This is a genomic window from Micromonospora sp. CA-248260, from assembly GCF_050942205.1.
GTDB lineage: Bacteria > Actinomycetota > Actinomycetes > Mycobacteriales > Micromonosporaceae > Micromonospora > Micromonospora antibiotica.
On sequence record NZ_CP192021.1, the window covers coordinates 2,878,386 to 2,891,631 of the forward strand.

A 13,246-nucleotide genomic window follows, 5' to 3' on the forward strand; every position below is an offset into this window, starting at 1 on the left:
GACCAGGTGGGAGGTGGGCATGGACTTCGCTGACAGTGACACCGACCTGGCGTTCCGGCGCGAGGCCGGCAGGTGGCTCGACGGGGCGCTGGCCGACGTGCCCGACCAGGAGGAGCTGACCCAGGACGAGCGGGAGCACTGGTCGCGGGTGTGGCAGGACCGGCTCTGCGCCGGCAACTGGGCCGGGCTGTCCTGGCCGGTCGCGCACGGCGGCCGGGGGATGGATGCGCTGGCGCAGGCCGTCTTCAACGAGGAGGCCGCAGTACGCGGTGCCCCGTACCCGCTCAACGGAGTGGGCATGATGCTGGCCGGGCCGACGATCATCGTGCACGGCACCGACGCCCAGCAGGCCCGGCACCTGCCCGGCATCCTGCGTGGCGACGAGTACTGGTGTCAGGGCTTCAGTGAGCCCGGCTCCGGGTCGGACCTGGCCAGCCTGACCACGGCGGCGACCCGGGTCGACGGGGGTTGGCGGATCAACGGGGCCAAGATCTGGACGTCCAACGCGCACAACGCGTCGAAGTGCCTGCTGCTGGCGCGCACCGACCCCGACGCGCCGAAGCACCGGGGCATCACCTACTTCCTCGCCCCGATGGACGGGTTCACCGTCCGGTCACTGGTGATGATCAACGGGGACACCGAGTTCAACGAGATGTTCCTCGACGACGTGTTCGTCGCCGACGACGACGTGCTCGGCGGGGTCGGCAACGGCTGGACCGTCGCGCTCACCACGCTCGCGTTCGAACGCGGCAGCATGGCGCTGAACCTCTGGGTGTGGGCCCGCCAGGCGGTGGACCGGCTGATCGACGTCGCGGTCGAGCGGGGCGTGGCCGACGACAGCGCGTTCGCCGACGCGGTGGGCGCGTTGCAGTGCGACGCCGAGGCGGTCCGGATCGGGTCGATGCGGATGCTGGGCGAGAGCCGGGCCGGCGGCGTACCCGGGCCGGAGACCTCGGCGCTCAAGAGCCTGTGGGCCCGGGTGGTGCAGCACGCCAACCGGCTCGCCGTGCAGCTCGACGAGGCCGGCGGGGTGCTGGTCGACGGCGACGGCGCCGCCGCCCGGATGCGCCGCTACCTGCGGGCCCGCGCCCACACGATCGAGGGCGGCACGGAGGAAGTCCAGAAGTCGATTCTCGCGGAGCGGGTGCTGCGCCTGCCCCGCTCACGCTGAGCGGAGTGGTCTGGTGCGTGCGACATTCACCGAGGAACAGCGGGAGATCGGTGCGACCGTGGGCGCGCTCGCGGACGCCGACCGGGGCACGGCCCGCGAGTTGCAGGTCGGCCCGTGGCGGGCCCCGGCGGCTGACGGTCCGCTGCTGCGGGACTTCGGGCTGCTCGGGGTGCCCGAGCCGGCCGGTGGCATCGGGTCGGGCCTGATCGACCTGCTGGTCGCCGTGGAGGCGCTCGGTGGGCGGCTGGTGCCGAGCCGGTTCCCGGCGCACGCGGCGGCGGTCCAGCTGCTCTGCGGCGAGGAGCGGCGCACCGGTCCGCTCCCCGACGAGGTGCTCGACGGTCGCCGGGTGCTCACCCTGGCCGTCGACGTGCCGGGCAGCTCCGGGTGGGCCGACGGGGTGGTGCCGGACCCGCTGGTGCGGACCCTGGTGCCGTACGCGGCGCAGGCCGACGGCGTCGTCGCCCTCGGCCCGGACGGGGTCTGGTTCGCCGACCCGGTCCGGACCACCGCGCGGCAGTCGGTGGACCCGTCGGTGCCGCTGTCGGACCTGACGGTGGCCGCGCCCGAGCGGACACAGCCCGCCGGAACCGGCCCGCTGCGGGCCGCGCTGGTGGTGGCGGCCGAGCTGTGCGGGGTGGCGCAGGGGGCGATCGATCTGGCCGCCGAGCAGGCCCGGACGCGCCGGCAGTTCGGTCAGGTGATCGGCGCGTTCCAGGGGGTCGCGTTCCCGCTGGCCGAGGCGGCCACCGCCCGCAAGGCGGCATGGGACCTGACCCTGTACGCGGCGTGGGCGGTCGACACCGGTCGCCCGGACGCCGGGGTCCAGGTGCACGCCGCGAAGGCGGCGGCCGGGCAGGCGGCGGTGTTCGCCGCGGAGCGGTGCATCCAGGTGCACGGCGGGATGGGCATCACCATGGAGGCGGACCCGCACCTGTTCCTGCGCCGGGCGTTCGTGCTCGACGCCCGGTGCGGTCGGGGGTCGTGGCACCGGCGACGGACCGGGGAACTGCGTATCCGGGCACGTCGGGCCGGGCGGGGCTGACCTGCGGAAGTCTTGCCGGGCACCAACCCGGGCAGTAACATACCGGCTGGTCGGAATAAATGAGGAGAAGGCCGTGAAGTTCGGAATCATGAACCTGTTCCCGGTGGCCGACGGCGCATCGGACCACCAGGTGCTCCGAGAGACCCTCGACGAGATCCAGCTGGCCGACGAGCTGGGCTTCGACTCGATCTGGCTCGCCGAGCACCACTTCTCGAAGTACGGCATCCTCGGCAGCCCGGTGAACTTCGGCATGGCCGTCGCCGAGCGGACCCGGCAGATCACCATCGGCACCGCCGTCCTGGTCCTCCCGCTGCACCACCCGCTGCGGCTGGCCGAGGACATCGCCGCCCTCGACGTGCTCAGCGGCGGCCGGGTCTCCATCGGCGTCGGCCGCGGCTACCAGCCCGCCGAGTTCGCCGGCTTCGGGGTGCCCCTGGCGGAGTCCAAGCAGCGCTACCAGGAGACCCTGGATATCCTGCGGCTCGCGCTGTCGCAGGAGAACTTCTCCTACCACGGCGAGATCTTCCACTACGACAACGTCACCACCTACCCGAGGCCGTTCACCCCGGGCGGGCCGCCGATCCTGCAGGGCACGGTCTCCCCGGAGAGCTTCCGGGAGCGGGGCGCGGTCGGCGAGTCGATCATCACCTCACCGAACTTCACGCCGTTGGGCATCATGCAGAAGAACTTCGCCCTCTACCGGCAGAGCATGCGGGACAACGGCTTCGACATCTCCACCTACGACCTGCCGTTCATGCAACAGGTCTGGTGCGGCGACAGCGAGGAGGGCCTGCGCGCGGCGGCCCAGGCGGCGATGAACTACTACAAGTCCGTCGGCAAGGTCATCCCCGGCTCGGAGGACGCCATCGCCCAGGAGCGGTCCTACTATGCGGCCGTCGCCAAGAACATCGAACTGCTCACCCTGGAGCAGACGCTGACCCACGGCGGCAACTTCGGCTCCGCCCAGCGCGTCATCGACACCATCGAGATGCTGCGCGAACAGCTCGGCATCAACCACTACATCGGCTGGCTGCGGATCCCGTCCCTGGACCGCAAGGCCGCGCTGCGCTCGATGGAGGAGTTCGCCGACAAGGTCATCCCGCACTTCCGGGCCCAGGACCGCGCCGCCGAGCGGGTAACCACTCCTGAGGCGGTCGCCGGGTGAAGATCAGCTGCTTCCTGAGCGCCCAGTTCGACCCGTCGGCGTCGGCCACCGAGGGCATCGACGGCGTACTGGCCCAGGCCGCCGCCGCCGAGGCGGCCGGCTTCCACGCCGTCTACCTCGGCCACCACTACCTGGCCCGGTCGGCGTTCGTCCAGCCCATCCCGCTCGCCGGCTACCTCGCCCACGCCACCTCCCGGGTGCGGATCGGGTTCGGGGTCCTGCTGGCCCCGCTGCTGAATCCGGTAGCCCTCGCCGAGGACCTCGCCTCCCTCGACGTGCTCTGCGGCGGCCGGTTGACCGTCGGCATCGGCGCCGGCTACCGCCGCCGCGAGACCACCGCGTTCGGCGTCGCCTGGGAGGACCGGCTGCGCCGACTGCGGGAGTACGTGCCGATGCTGCGCGCCCTGTGGAACGGCGAGACGATCGACGCCGCCGGCAGCTGGGGCGAGGTGCCCGGCGCGTCCCTGGCGCTGCGCCCGGTCCAGCCCGGCGGCCCACCGCTGTGGATCGGCGCGTTCGCCGAACCGGCGATCCGCCGCGCCGCCCGGCTGGACGCCCCATGGCTGATCGGCCCGAAGGGCGACGACGCCGAGCTGGCCCGGATGCTCGGCATCTACCGGGCAGACCTGGCCGAGCGCGGCTTCTCCCTGGACCGGGAGTACCCGATGAGCCGCGAGGCGTACCTCGGCGACAGCTACCCGGCGGCCGTCGCGGCCGTCCGTCCGCACCTGCAACGCCAGTACGCGGGCTACAAGTCGTGGGACGACGCCCAGTCCCTCGACCTCGACCGGTACCTCGCCGAGGACTGCCTGGTCGGCTCGGCCGACGAGATCGTCGCCAAGCTGCGCCGCTGGGAGAGCGAGCTGGGCATCACCGAGGTCTCGCTGCGTCACCAGTTCGTCGGCGCGGGCCAGGACGAGGCGATGGAGCAACTCGCCCGCTTCGGCGCGGAGGTCATCCCGAGGCTCGCCGCGACCGCCCCCGGGGTGACCCGGTGAGCGCCGGTGGTCCAGCGGGCGCCGGTGGCCCGGTGGATGAGGGTGACCCGGTGAGCGCCGGCAACCTGGCCGGCATCCTGGAGGGCCGGTGCGCCGACCGGGCCGACCTACCCGGCCTGTACGGCGAGGACGGCAGGTCGTGGACGTTCGACCAGATCGACCTGCTCGCCGGGGGTGTCGCCGCGGCACTGCGGGCCGAGGGCGTCGGCCCCGGCGACCGGGTCGCCTGCTACCTGACCAACGGGCCCGAGATCGTGTTCCTGCTCTTCGGGGCCTGGAAGATCGGCGCGGTGCCGGTCACCGTCAGCAGCCTCTACAACGCCGCCGAGCTGGCCGAGTCGGTGGCCAAGACCGCGCCCCGGCTGCTGCTGGTCGACGACCGTCGCCCCGACGTGGTCGCCGCGTTCCTCGCGGCCCGGGCTGCCGCCGGGGACGCCACCCGGGCCGTCGCCGGGGACGCGGCCCGGGCGGTCGCCGGGGACGCCGCCCGGGCGGTCGCCGGGGACGCCGCCCGGGCGGTCGCCGGGGACGCCACCCGGGCCGTCGCCGGGGACGCCGCCCGGGCCGCCCCGGGAACGACGACGCCGACGGCACCGGGGCGGGTGACGTCGCCGCAGGGCCCCCGGTGCGCTCCGTCACGGCGTCGCTGGCCGGGGTGCCGGCGTTGCCGTGGCGGCGGGAGGTGCGGGTCACCGGCGTCGAGGTCGGGCCGGAGGCCGAGGCGTGCATCCTGTTCACCGGCGGCACGACCGGGCGACCGAAGGCGGTCAGTGTCACCCACGGCGGGACGCGGGAGTCGCTGATGCGGCTGGCCCGGGTCACCACCGGCACCGGGGCCGAGGGCACCGCCGCGCCGGACGCCAGGCCGAACCTCATCGCCCTGCCGCTGTTCCACAGTGGCGGCCAGCACGCGCTGCTGTTCGCGTACTTCGTCGGCCGGCCGGCGGTGGTCTGGGAACGCTTCGGCGTCGACCGGCTCGCCGACCTCATGGCGCGGTTCGGGTTCGACAACCTCTTCCTGCTGCCCACCATGGTCTTCGACATCGTGCACGCCGACCGGGACCTGCCGTTCGCCGGGGTCAAGTCGATCCTGGTGGCCGGGCAGGCGATCTCCTGGCCGGTGCGGCGCGCGTTCGAGGAGCGCTACCGGGTGCCCATCCTGGTCAACTACGGCTCGACCGAGGCCGGGCACATCGCCGGCTGGACCGGCCGGGACATGAAGGCCGGCCGGTGGAAGCCCGGCTCCGCCGGGCGGGTCTACCCGGGCGTCGAGCTGGAGATCCGCGACGACGCCGGCACCGCGCTGCCGTCCGGCGCCCAGGGTGAGGTGGTGGTCCGCTCCGCCCTGACCCGGGGGTACGTCGACGACGCCGCCGCCTCGGCCGAGCTGGTCCGCGACGGGTGGGTGCACACCGGCGACATGGGCTACGTCGACGCCGACGGGGTGCTCTTCCTGGTCGGCCGCAAACGGGACATGATCAAGTGCGGGGGTTTCCAGGTCTGGCCCGAGGAGATCGAGGACGAACTGCGGGCCCATCCGCTGGTGCGCGACGTCCGGGTGCTCGGCCGGCCGGACGACCGGCTGGGCGAGATCCCGGTGGCGCTGGTGGTCCGGGCCACCGACGGCACGGTCGACGACACCGACCTTTCCGCGCGGCTCGTCGCGTACGCCCGGGAGCGGCTGGCCCACTTCAAGACCCCCCGGCGCATCGAGTTCGTGCCGGCCCTGGAACGCAGCGCCACCGGCAAGATCAGCCGCGTGGCGGACCCGGCGGCGCAGCCGGCCGGGGCCGGCGCGGCAGCACCGTCGCCCGACCCGACCGACGCCGACCACGCGGCGGCCGCCGCACCGGCGGCGGACAGCGTCGCCTCCGTGGCGGTGTCCCGGCCGCACGACGGCCGGACCAGCCGACCGACAGCTAGGGGGAGCCGATGAGGTTCGGCATCATGGCGTCGCACCAGTATCCGCCCGGCGACGACCTCCGCAGGCACCTCGACGACCTGTTCGGCACGGTCGAGCTGGCCGCGGAGCTGGGCTACGACTCGGTGTGGACGATCAACCACTTCCAGTCCAACCTGGCCACCCCGCAGCCGATCTCGATGCTGGCGAGCCTGATCCCGCGCTCGGGGGAGATGCTGCTCGGCACCGGCATCCTGCTGCTGCCGATGTTCCACCCGGTGCACGTCGCCGAGGAGTTCGCCACCCTGGACCATCTCTCCGGCGGGCGGGTGGTCCTCGGCGTCGGTGCGGGCTACCGGGACAACGAGTTCGCCGCCTTCGGGGTCGACCCGGAGAGCCGGTTCCGCCGCTTCGACGAGAGCCTGCGGCTGATCCGGGCGCTGTGGACCGGAAAGCCGGTCACCCACGACGGGGAGTTCTATCCCCAGGTCGACGCCACCATCGGCATCCCGCCGCTGACCCCGGGCGGCCCACCGATCTGGATCGGCGCCGGGGGCAAGAAGGCGGTCCGTCGGGCCGCCCGGCTCGGTGACGCCTGGTACGCGCCGGGCAACTCCCCGAGCCGCCGGTTCCTGCCCGAACACCTGGCCGTCTACAACGAGGCGCTGGCCGAGTACGGGCGGGACCCGGCGACGGTGCAGCGGCCCGTCGGCGTGGAGCTGTACTGCGCGCCGAGCACCGAACAGGCCGTCGCGGAGGCGCTACCGCACGCCCGGGTCGAGTACTCGACGTACGCCGAGTATCCGGCGCTGCGCTGGCAGCGGGACCGGTTCGACGAACTGGTCCGCAACACGCTGCTGCTGGGCTCGCCCGAATTCCTCGTCGAGCGGATCAGCGCGCTGCGGGACCTGGGCTTCGACCACCTGATCTTCCGTCCCGGGTGGCTCGGGATGCCGACCGAGAAGCTCCGCGCCTCGCTGCGGCTGTTCGCCGCCGAGGTGATCCCCGCCTTCCGTCCCACCACCTGACCTAAGGAACCCGCCGTGAAGAAGACCGAAGCCGAGCTGCTGGAAAGCCAGTGGGACGTCGAGAACATGGAGGTCGACCCCGAGGTCCTGGCGAAGTACGTCCGCTACGACGTCGACGAGGAACGGGCCGTCGCCACCATCACCTTCGACCGCCCGGAGCGACTCAACGCCATCCCGGTGGCCGCCTTCGAACGCGTCGGCGACCTGGTGAAGGAGGCCGAGACCGACGACCGGGTCAAGGTCATCGTGTTCACGGGGGAGGGGGAGCACTTCGGCACCGGCGCCGACGCCGCCGAACTCGGCCACTACATCGGCTACAAGACCGGCACCGACAAGGCGTCCCGGCGTCGCCCGGCGCAGCGGCAGCGCATCCTGCCCGACCGCAACGTGCTCAGCTCCGGCTTCACCCGGCCGATCATCGAATCGCTCAAGGCGACCATCTGCCAGGTGCAGGGCTACTGCTACGGCGGGCACTTCCAGATCGCGCTCTCCGCCGACATCGTCATCGCCTCCCCGGACGCCCGGTTCACCCACCCGGCGTTCCGCTACCTCGGTCCCGCCCCGCAGGACATGTACCACTGGATCGAGAAGGTCGGCCTGACCACGATGAAGGACGTCATGCTCACCATGCGGGCGATCGGCGCCGAGGAGGGTGAGCGCAAGGGCCTGGTCACCAAGGTCGTACCCCGTGAGGACCTGCAACGTTGGGTCGACGACTACGCCGACGCGATCGCGGTGATGCCGCTGGACTCGCTGATGATGGGTAAGTCGATGATGCAGGTGGTGATGGAGGCCCGGGGCAAGGGTCTCGGGGCGATGACGGGTTGGGTCGGGCACGGCTGGGCCACCAACGTCAGCTTCGCCGAGGGGGACTGGAACTTCCTCAAGGAGCGCCGGGAGAAGGGCATCGGGCAGGCGCTGGCCGACCGGGACCGGCTCGTCGCCCCGTACTTCCGGCTCAGCGACAGCCGGTCGCGGGAAGAGTAGGCGACGGCGTGAAGTTCGGCATCCTGCTCGACCACCAGTACGCCCCCGGCGACGACCTGGGCCGGCGCATCGGTGAGACCGTCGAGTACGTCCAGCACGTCCGCGACCTGGGCTACGACTCGGTCTTCGGCATCCACCACTACCTGTCGTCGCTGAGCACCCCGCAGCCGCTGCCGCTGCTGAGCCGGCTCATCGACCACTCCGGGACGATGCAACTCGGCACCGGCATCCTCATCCTGCCACTGGGCCACCCGGTGCACTGGGCCGAGGAGATCGCCACCATCGACCAGATGTCCGGTGGCCGGTTCGTCCTGGGCATCGGGTCGGGCTACCGGGACGCCGAGTTCACGTCGTTCGGTATCGAACGGCGTACCCGGGTGTCCCGGATGAACGAGGCCCTCGCCGTGATGCAGCAACTGTGGACCGGGGAGCCGGTGCACCACGAGGGCAAGCACTTCACCCTGGACGGGGTGCGGTGCAGCGTACTGCCGGTGCAGCGCCCGCACCCGCCGGTCTGGGTGGGCGCCAACGGCCCGACCGGCATCGCCCGGATCGCCCGGCAGGGGCTGCCCTGGCTGGCCCCGTCCAACGTGCGCCGCAACTGGGCCGTCGGCAACCTGGCCGACTACCGCGAACAGCGACGGGCCGCCGGCTTCGACGAACGGGACGCGGTCTTCCCGATCCACCGGGACCTGTGCGTGGCCGACTCCGCCGACGCCGCGTTCGCCGTCGCCGGTGACGCGGTGAAACGCTCCTACGGCGAGTACGTCCAGTACGGCATGGACTTCTTCGAGTCGCAGTGGGACGCGATCAAGGAAAAGGCGCTCTTCTTCGGCTCGCCCGACGACATCGCCGCCAAGATCCAGGATTTCGCCGACGCCGGCTACAACCACTTCGTGTTCCGGGCCCAGTGGCTCGGCCTGCCGATCGAACGGTCGATGGAGATCGTCGAGCGGTTCGCCCGCGAGGTCATGCCGAGGTTCCGCCCATGAGGATCGGTCACGTGATCGTCCCCGCCGACGACCTGGACGCCCAACTCGCCTTCTACACCGCGCTCGGGTTGACCGTGAAGTTCCGCGACGGCGACCGGTACGCCGCGGTCACCGACGGCACGGTCACCATCGGCCTCGCCGACGCCACCCAGCAACCCGTCGCCGGCCGCACCGTGCTCAGCATCCAGGTCGACGACCTCGACGCCTGCCTGGCCCACCTGATCGCGGCCGGCGCCACCGCCACCGACCCGGTGACCGGCCCCCACGAACGCCGGGCCCTGGTCACCGACCCCACCGGCACCCCCCTGACCCTCTACCAACCCCACCCCTGACCACCCCAAACCCACCCCCACCCCGCTCCTGCTCCGGTGATCAAGAGAAAAGCGTCAGGAATGATCTCCACGATGACGTAAACCTCTTGATCAACTGACACAAATCTCTTGATCACCGCGACGGCGGGGCAGTGCGTGGGGCGGGAGGGAGGGCCGGCGGGACGGAGATCGGGACTGTGTGGGGCGGGCGGTGGGACGAGAAGGAGACGTACGTGAGTGTGAGTGACGAGCTGCGGGACCGTACCGTCGGCGTGCTCGGCGGGACCGGGCCGCAGGGGCGGGGGTTGGCCCGGCGCTTCGGGGCGGCCGGGTTGGACGTCGTGCTGGGGTCGCGGGACGCCGGGCGGGCCGCGCAGACGGCCGCCGGGTTGCCCGGCCGGGTCCGGGGCGGGTCGAACGCCGACGCCGCCGCGCAGGCCGACATCGTGGTGGTCGCGGTGCCGTGGGACGGGCATGCCGAACTGCTCACCACGCTCGCCCCGGCGCTGGCCGGGAAGATCGTCGTGGACTGCGTGAACCCGCTGGGCTTCGACAAGCAGGGTGCCTATGCCCTGCCCGTCCCGGAGGGCTCCGCCGCCCAGCAGGCCGCCGCGATCCTCACCGGGTCGCGGGTCGTCGCCGCGTTCCACCACGTCTCCGCCGTACTCCTGGAGGACCCGGATCTCGACACGGTCGACACCGACGTGCTGGTGCTCGGCGACGACCGGGAGGCCACCGACCTGGTCCGGGCGCTCGCCGACACCATTCCGGGGGTACGGGGCGTGTATGGCGGGCGGCTGCGCAACGCGCACCAGGTCGAGGCGTTCACCGCCAACCTCATCTCGGTCAACCGGCGCTACCGCGCCCACGCGGGCCTGCGGATCACCGACGTGTGATCCGGTCCGGGCAGAGGGAGCAGACGGCACCGATCTCCCCCGGACCACCGCAGGGGTCACGGTCACCCGGTTGACCCCTGCACCCGGTCCGTCGACCCGCCGGTCCTTGACCCCGTCGGTCCGTCGACCCCTGCACCCGGTCCGTCGGTCCGTCGACCCCGTCGGTGAGGTACCCCCGTCGGTCAGGTGACCCCACCCGTCGACCCGCCGGTGCGCTGGCCCCGGCGTTGCGTGTCCGCATCGGGGCGGCGCGGGCGACGGGGTCGCTCAGTACGCGTAGGTGACCGAGACGGTGGCGTTGGGGCAGCCGCCGGCCAGGCTGGTCAGGGCGCTCCTCTCGACGCTGTCCACGGTGAGCCGCCAGCGGATCTTGGTGGCCACCCATTCGGTGACGTACCGGCACCGGGCGGCGGCGTACGGCGGCAGCCAGCTGGCCGGGTCCTGGTCGCCCTTGGACTGGTTGACGTTGTCGGTGACGGCGGCCAGCGGGCGGCTGTCGCCGAGATCGTTGGCGTACGCCTGGCGGCGGCTGGTGCTCCAGGTACGCGCGCCGGAGTCCCACGCCTCGGCCAACGGCACCATGTGGTCGATGTCGAGGTCACCGGTGGCGGTCCAGGAGGCGTCGTCGTAGTAGGAGTACCAGCGTCCCCCGGTCAACGTGCAGGTGCCGGTGACGGTGGGCGCGCTGACCGCCTCGGCGAGCAGCACCTCGTTGCGGGTGGTGCAGCCGTCGCCGTCGGCGTCGATCCAGTGCGGGAAGAGGTCGCGGCTGTAGCCGGTGCGGTTCTCGGCGGCGACGGGCAGGCCGGCGACGGCGGTGGTCAGCGGGGCGGAGTAGCCGGCGGCCTCGGCGGGGTGGGCGAGGCCGAGCGTGGCGGCGAGGACCGCGGTGGGGATGGTCGCGGCGGCACGCAGGCGTCGGTTCATGGGTGCTCCGTCCGGTCAGATGCGGCTCCGTTGCCACATGTATAGACGGAAGTCGAATGGTCGGTCTACCGGTCGTTGCGTGAACGGTGGCGGAAATCGCCGGTCAGCGTCGGGCCGGCAGCCGACCCAGCTTGTCCGGGTTGACCACCAGCAGGAGCCGTTCGATGCCCCGGGCCGAGGTGTCCACCGTGATCAGGGTGACCGGGCGGTCGGTGGCGACCAGTACCGCCGGGCCGCCGTTGACCTCGACCAGGTCGACCGTCGTCGCCCGCCAGTACTTGCGTCGCACGTTGTCCAGGAAGTTCGTCACCCGGGCCACCCCGCACACGTCCAAGCGGGCCGCGTGCACCCGGCCGCCGCCGTCGGCACGGGCCACCACGTCGGCGGTGAGCAACCGTTCCAACGTGGTCAGGTCGCCGTCGCGGGCCGCGCCGAGGAACGCCCGCGTCAGCTGCCGCCGTCGCTGCGGCGGGGCGGGCGCGGACCCCGCCACGGCAAGGTGCCGCCGGGCCCGACTGGCCAGCTGCCGGGCGTTCGGCTCCGACGTGCCGAGCACCTCGGCGATCTCCCGGTACGGGTAGTCGAACGCCTCGCGCAGCACGTACGCGGCCCGTTCGGCGGGAGCCAGCCGTTCCAACAGCAACAGCACCGCCACGTCCAACGCGGCCGCCCGTTCCGCACCGAGGGTCGGGTCGGCACTCGTGTCGACCGGCTCGGGCAACCACGGCCCCACGTACGTCTCCCGGGTGGCGCGGGCGGAGGTGGCCGCGTTCACCGCGAGCCGGGTGGTCGTCGTGGTGAGGAAGGCCGCCGGGTTGCGTACCCCGCTGCGGTCGGTGCCCTGCCAGCGCAGCCACGCCTCCTGCACCACGTCCTCGGCTTCGACGACGCTGCCCAGCATCCGGTAGGCCAGCCCGAACAGCCTCGGCCGCACGTCGAGGAACGCGGCCAGGTCGGCCGCCGCGACGGCCGGTGGCTCGTCGGCGGCGGCCCCGGTCGTCATGGACCCACCGTAGGCGGTACGCCGCAGGGGCCCGACGTCACCCGACGCCGGGCCCCCGCAACGGGTCAGCGTGCGCGCCACTGCGCCAACCGGGTGCCACCGGTACGGGCGGCGTCGCCGAGCGGGACCAGCGACTGCTCCGCCAGCAACGCCCCGAAGTAGCGCCCCTGCGGGTCGGTGACCACCGGCCGGGGGTCACCGGCGGCGGTCAGCGTCTCCCGGCCCAGCTCGTCCAGGCGCAACCGCTGCGGCCCGGCCAGCTCCACGATCCCGTCGACCGGTGCGCCGGCCGCGATCTCGGCCAGCGCCGTCACCACGTCGTCGGCGGCGATCGGCTGGATCAGCGCGGGCGGCAGGCGTACCTCGTCGCCCGCCACGGCGGACTCGACGATGGCCGGCACGAACTCGAAGAACTGGGTGGCGCGCACCACCGTCCACGGGATGTCCGCCCCGGCGATCAGCGCCTCCTGCGCCACCTTGGCCCGCATGTAGCCGCTGTCCGGGATGCGGTCGGCGCCGACGATCGACAGCGCCACATGGTGCCGTACGCCGGCCTTCGCCTCCGCCTCCAGCAGGGTGCGGGTGGACGTCTCGAAGAACGTCAGGACGGCGGTCTCCTCGAACGACGGCGAGTTCGACACGTCCACCACGACGTCGGCGCCGTCGAGCGCCTCGGCCACCCCCGCGCCGGTGAGCGTGTCCACCCCGGTACGGGGGGAGGCGGCCACCGTGTCGTGGCCCTGCTGCCCGAGCAGCGCCACCAGCCTGCTGCCGATCAGTCCGCTGCCCCCGATGACGACGATCTTCATGGTCGGTCCACTCC

General features: G+C 72.7%; 14 protein-coding genes. 11 read left to right on the forward strand and 3 right to left on the reverse strand.

Features of this window, described 5'->3' with window-relative positions; all coding sequences use genetic code 11:
- The first annotated feature begins 19 nt into the window (after positions 1-19).
- The 11 genes from ACQP2H_RS12730 to npdG all read left to right on the forward strand — a co-directional run bounded on the left by ACQP2H_RS12730 (position 20) and on the right by npdG (position 10,493).
- The gene (locus ACQP2H_RS12730; RefSeq protein WP_219460794.1) at positions 20-1,171 is read left to right on the forward strand and encodes an acyl-CoA dehydrogenase family protein; all 1,152 of its coding nucleotides are present in this window, start codon (positions 20-22) and stop codon (positions 1,169-1,171) included.
- 13 nt (positions 1,172-1,184) lie between these two features.
- The gene (locus tag ACQP2H_RS12735; RefSeq protein ID WP_363819573.1) at positions 1,185-2,216 is read left to right on the forward strand and encodes an acyl-CoA dehydrogenase; all 1,032 of its coding nucleotides are present in this window, start codon (positions 1,185-1,187) and stop codon (positions 2,214-2,216) included.
- A 73-nt stretch (positions 2,217-2,289) separates the two neighbouring features.
- Positions 2,290-3,381 (forward strand): LLM class flavin-dependent oxidoreductase, encoded by a 1,092-nt coding sequence (locus tag ACQP2H_RS12740; RefSeq protein ID WP_433232917.1) that lies wholly within the window; start codon positions 2,290-2,292, stop codon positions 3,379-3,381.
- Positions 3,378-4,379, forward strand: coding sequence for an LLM class flavin-dependent oxidoreductase (locus ACQP2H_RS12745; RefSeq protein ID WP_357533927.1), 1,002 nt, complete (start codon positions 3,378-3,380; stop codon positions 4,377-4,379). The genes ACQP2H_RS12740 and ACQP2H_RS12745 overlap by 4 nt, the downstream gene beginning before the upstream one ends.
- Positions 4,380-4,429: 50 nt before the next feature.
- On the forward strand, positions 4,430-5,182 hold the full coding sequence (locus tag ACQP2H_RS12750; RefSeq protein WP_433232920.1) for an AMP-binding protein: 753 nt from the start codon (positions 4,430-4,432) through the stop codon (positions 5,180-5,182).
- Positions 5,110-6,315 carry a class I adenylate-forming enzyme family protein gene (locus tag ACQP2H_RS12755; protein WP_433233530.1) on the forward strand — a complete coding sequence of 402 codons (1,206 nt, stop codon included), beginning with the start codon at positions 5,110-5,112 and terminating at the stop codon, positions 6,313-6,315. The genes ACQP2H_RS12750 and ACQP2H_RS12755 overlap by 73 nt, the downstream gene beginning before the upstream one ends.
- A complete protein-coding gene (locus ACQP2H_RS12760) occupies positions 6,312-7,307 on the forward strand; it encodes an LLM class flavin-dependent oxidoreductase (RefSeq protein WP_433232923.1) in 996 nt (331 codons plus the stop codon). Before ACQP2H_RS12755 ends, ACQP2H_RS12760 begins: the two co-directional genes overlap by 4 nt.
- Before the next feature lie 15 nt (positions 7,308-7,322).
- Positions 7,323-8,294, forward strand: a complete 972-nt coding sequence (locus ACQP2H_RS12765) for an enoyl-CoA hydratase/isomerase family protein (RefSeq protein ID WP_208566406.1) — start codon at positions 7,323-7,325, stop codon at positions 8,292-8,294.
- Positions 8,295-8,302: 8 nt separating this feature from the next.
- The gene (locus ACQP2H_RS12770; protein WP_219460811.1) at positions 8,303-9,286 is read left to right on the forward strand and encodes an LLM class flavin-dependent oxidoreductase; all 984 of its coding nucleotides are present in this window, start codon (positions 8,303-8,305) and stop codon (positions 9,284-9,286) included.
- Positions 9,283-9,618: a VOC family protein gene (locus tag ACQP2H_RS12775; protein WP_219460814.1), complete on the forward strand. Its 336-nt coding sequence runs from the start codon at positions 9,283-9,285 to the stop codon at positions 9,616-9,618. Before ACQP2H_RS12770 ends, ACQP2H_RS12775 begins: the two co-directional genes overlap by 4 nt.
- 212 nt (positions 9,619-9,830) lie before the next feature.
- A complete protein-coding gene (gene npdG / locus ACQP2H_RS12780) occupies positions 9,831-10,493 on the forward strand; it encodes an NADPH-dependent F420 reductase (RefSeq protein ID WP_219460834.1) in 663 nt (220 codons plus the stop codon).
- A 267-nt stretch (positions 10,494-10,760) separates the two neighbouring features.
- Here the strand turns inward: npdG and ACQP2H_RS12785 are convergent, their stop codons facing one another.
- The 3 genes from ACQP2H_RS12785 to ACQP2H_RS12795 form a co-directional block, all read right to left on the reverse strand.
- Positions 10,761-11,420, reverse strand: a complete 660-nt coding sequence (locus ACQP2H_RS12785) for an HNH endonuclease family protein (protein ID WP_208566402.1) — start codon at positions 11,418-11,420, stop codon at positions 10,761-10,763.
- A 103-nt stretch (positions 11,421-11,523) separates the two neighbouring features.
- Positions 11,524-12,423, reverse strand: coding sequence for an RNA polymerase sigma-70 factor (locus ACQP2H_RS12790; RefSeq protein ID WP_219460839.1), 900 nt, complete (start codon positions 12,421-12,423; stop codon positions 11,524-11,526).
- A 65-nt stretch (positions 12,424-12,488) separates the two neighbouring features.
- Positions 12,489-13,232 carry an SDR family oxidoreductase gene (locus ACQP2H_RS12795; RefSeq protein ID WP_219460842.1) on the reverse strand — a complete coding sequence of 248 codons (744 nt, stop codon included), beginning with the start codon at positions 13,230-13,232 and terminating at the stop codon, positions 12,489-12,491.
- Between the last annotated feature and the right edge of the window lie 14 nt (positions 13,233-13,246).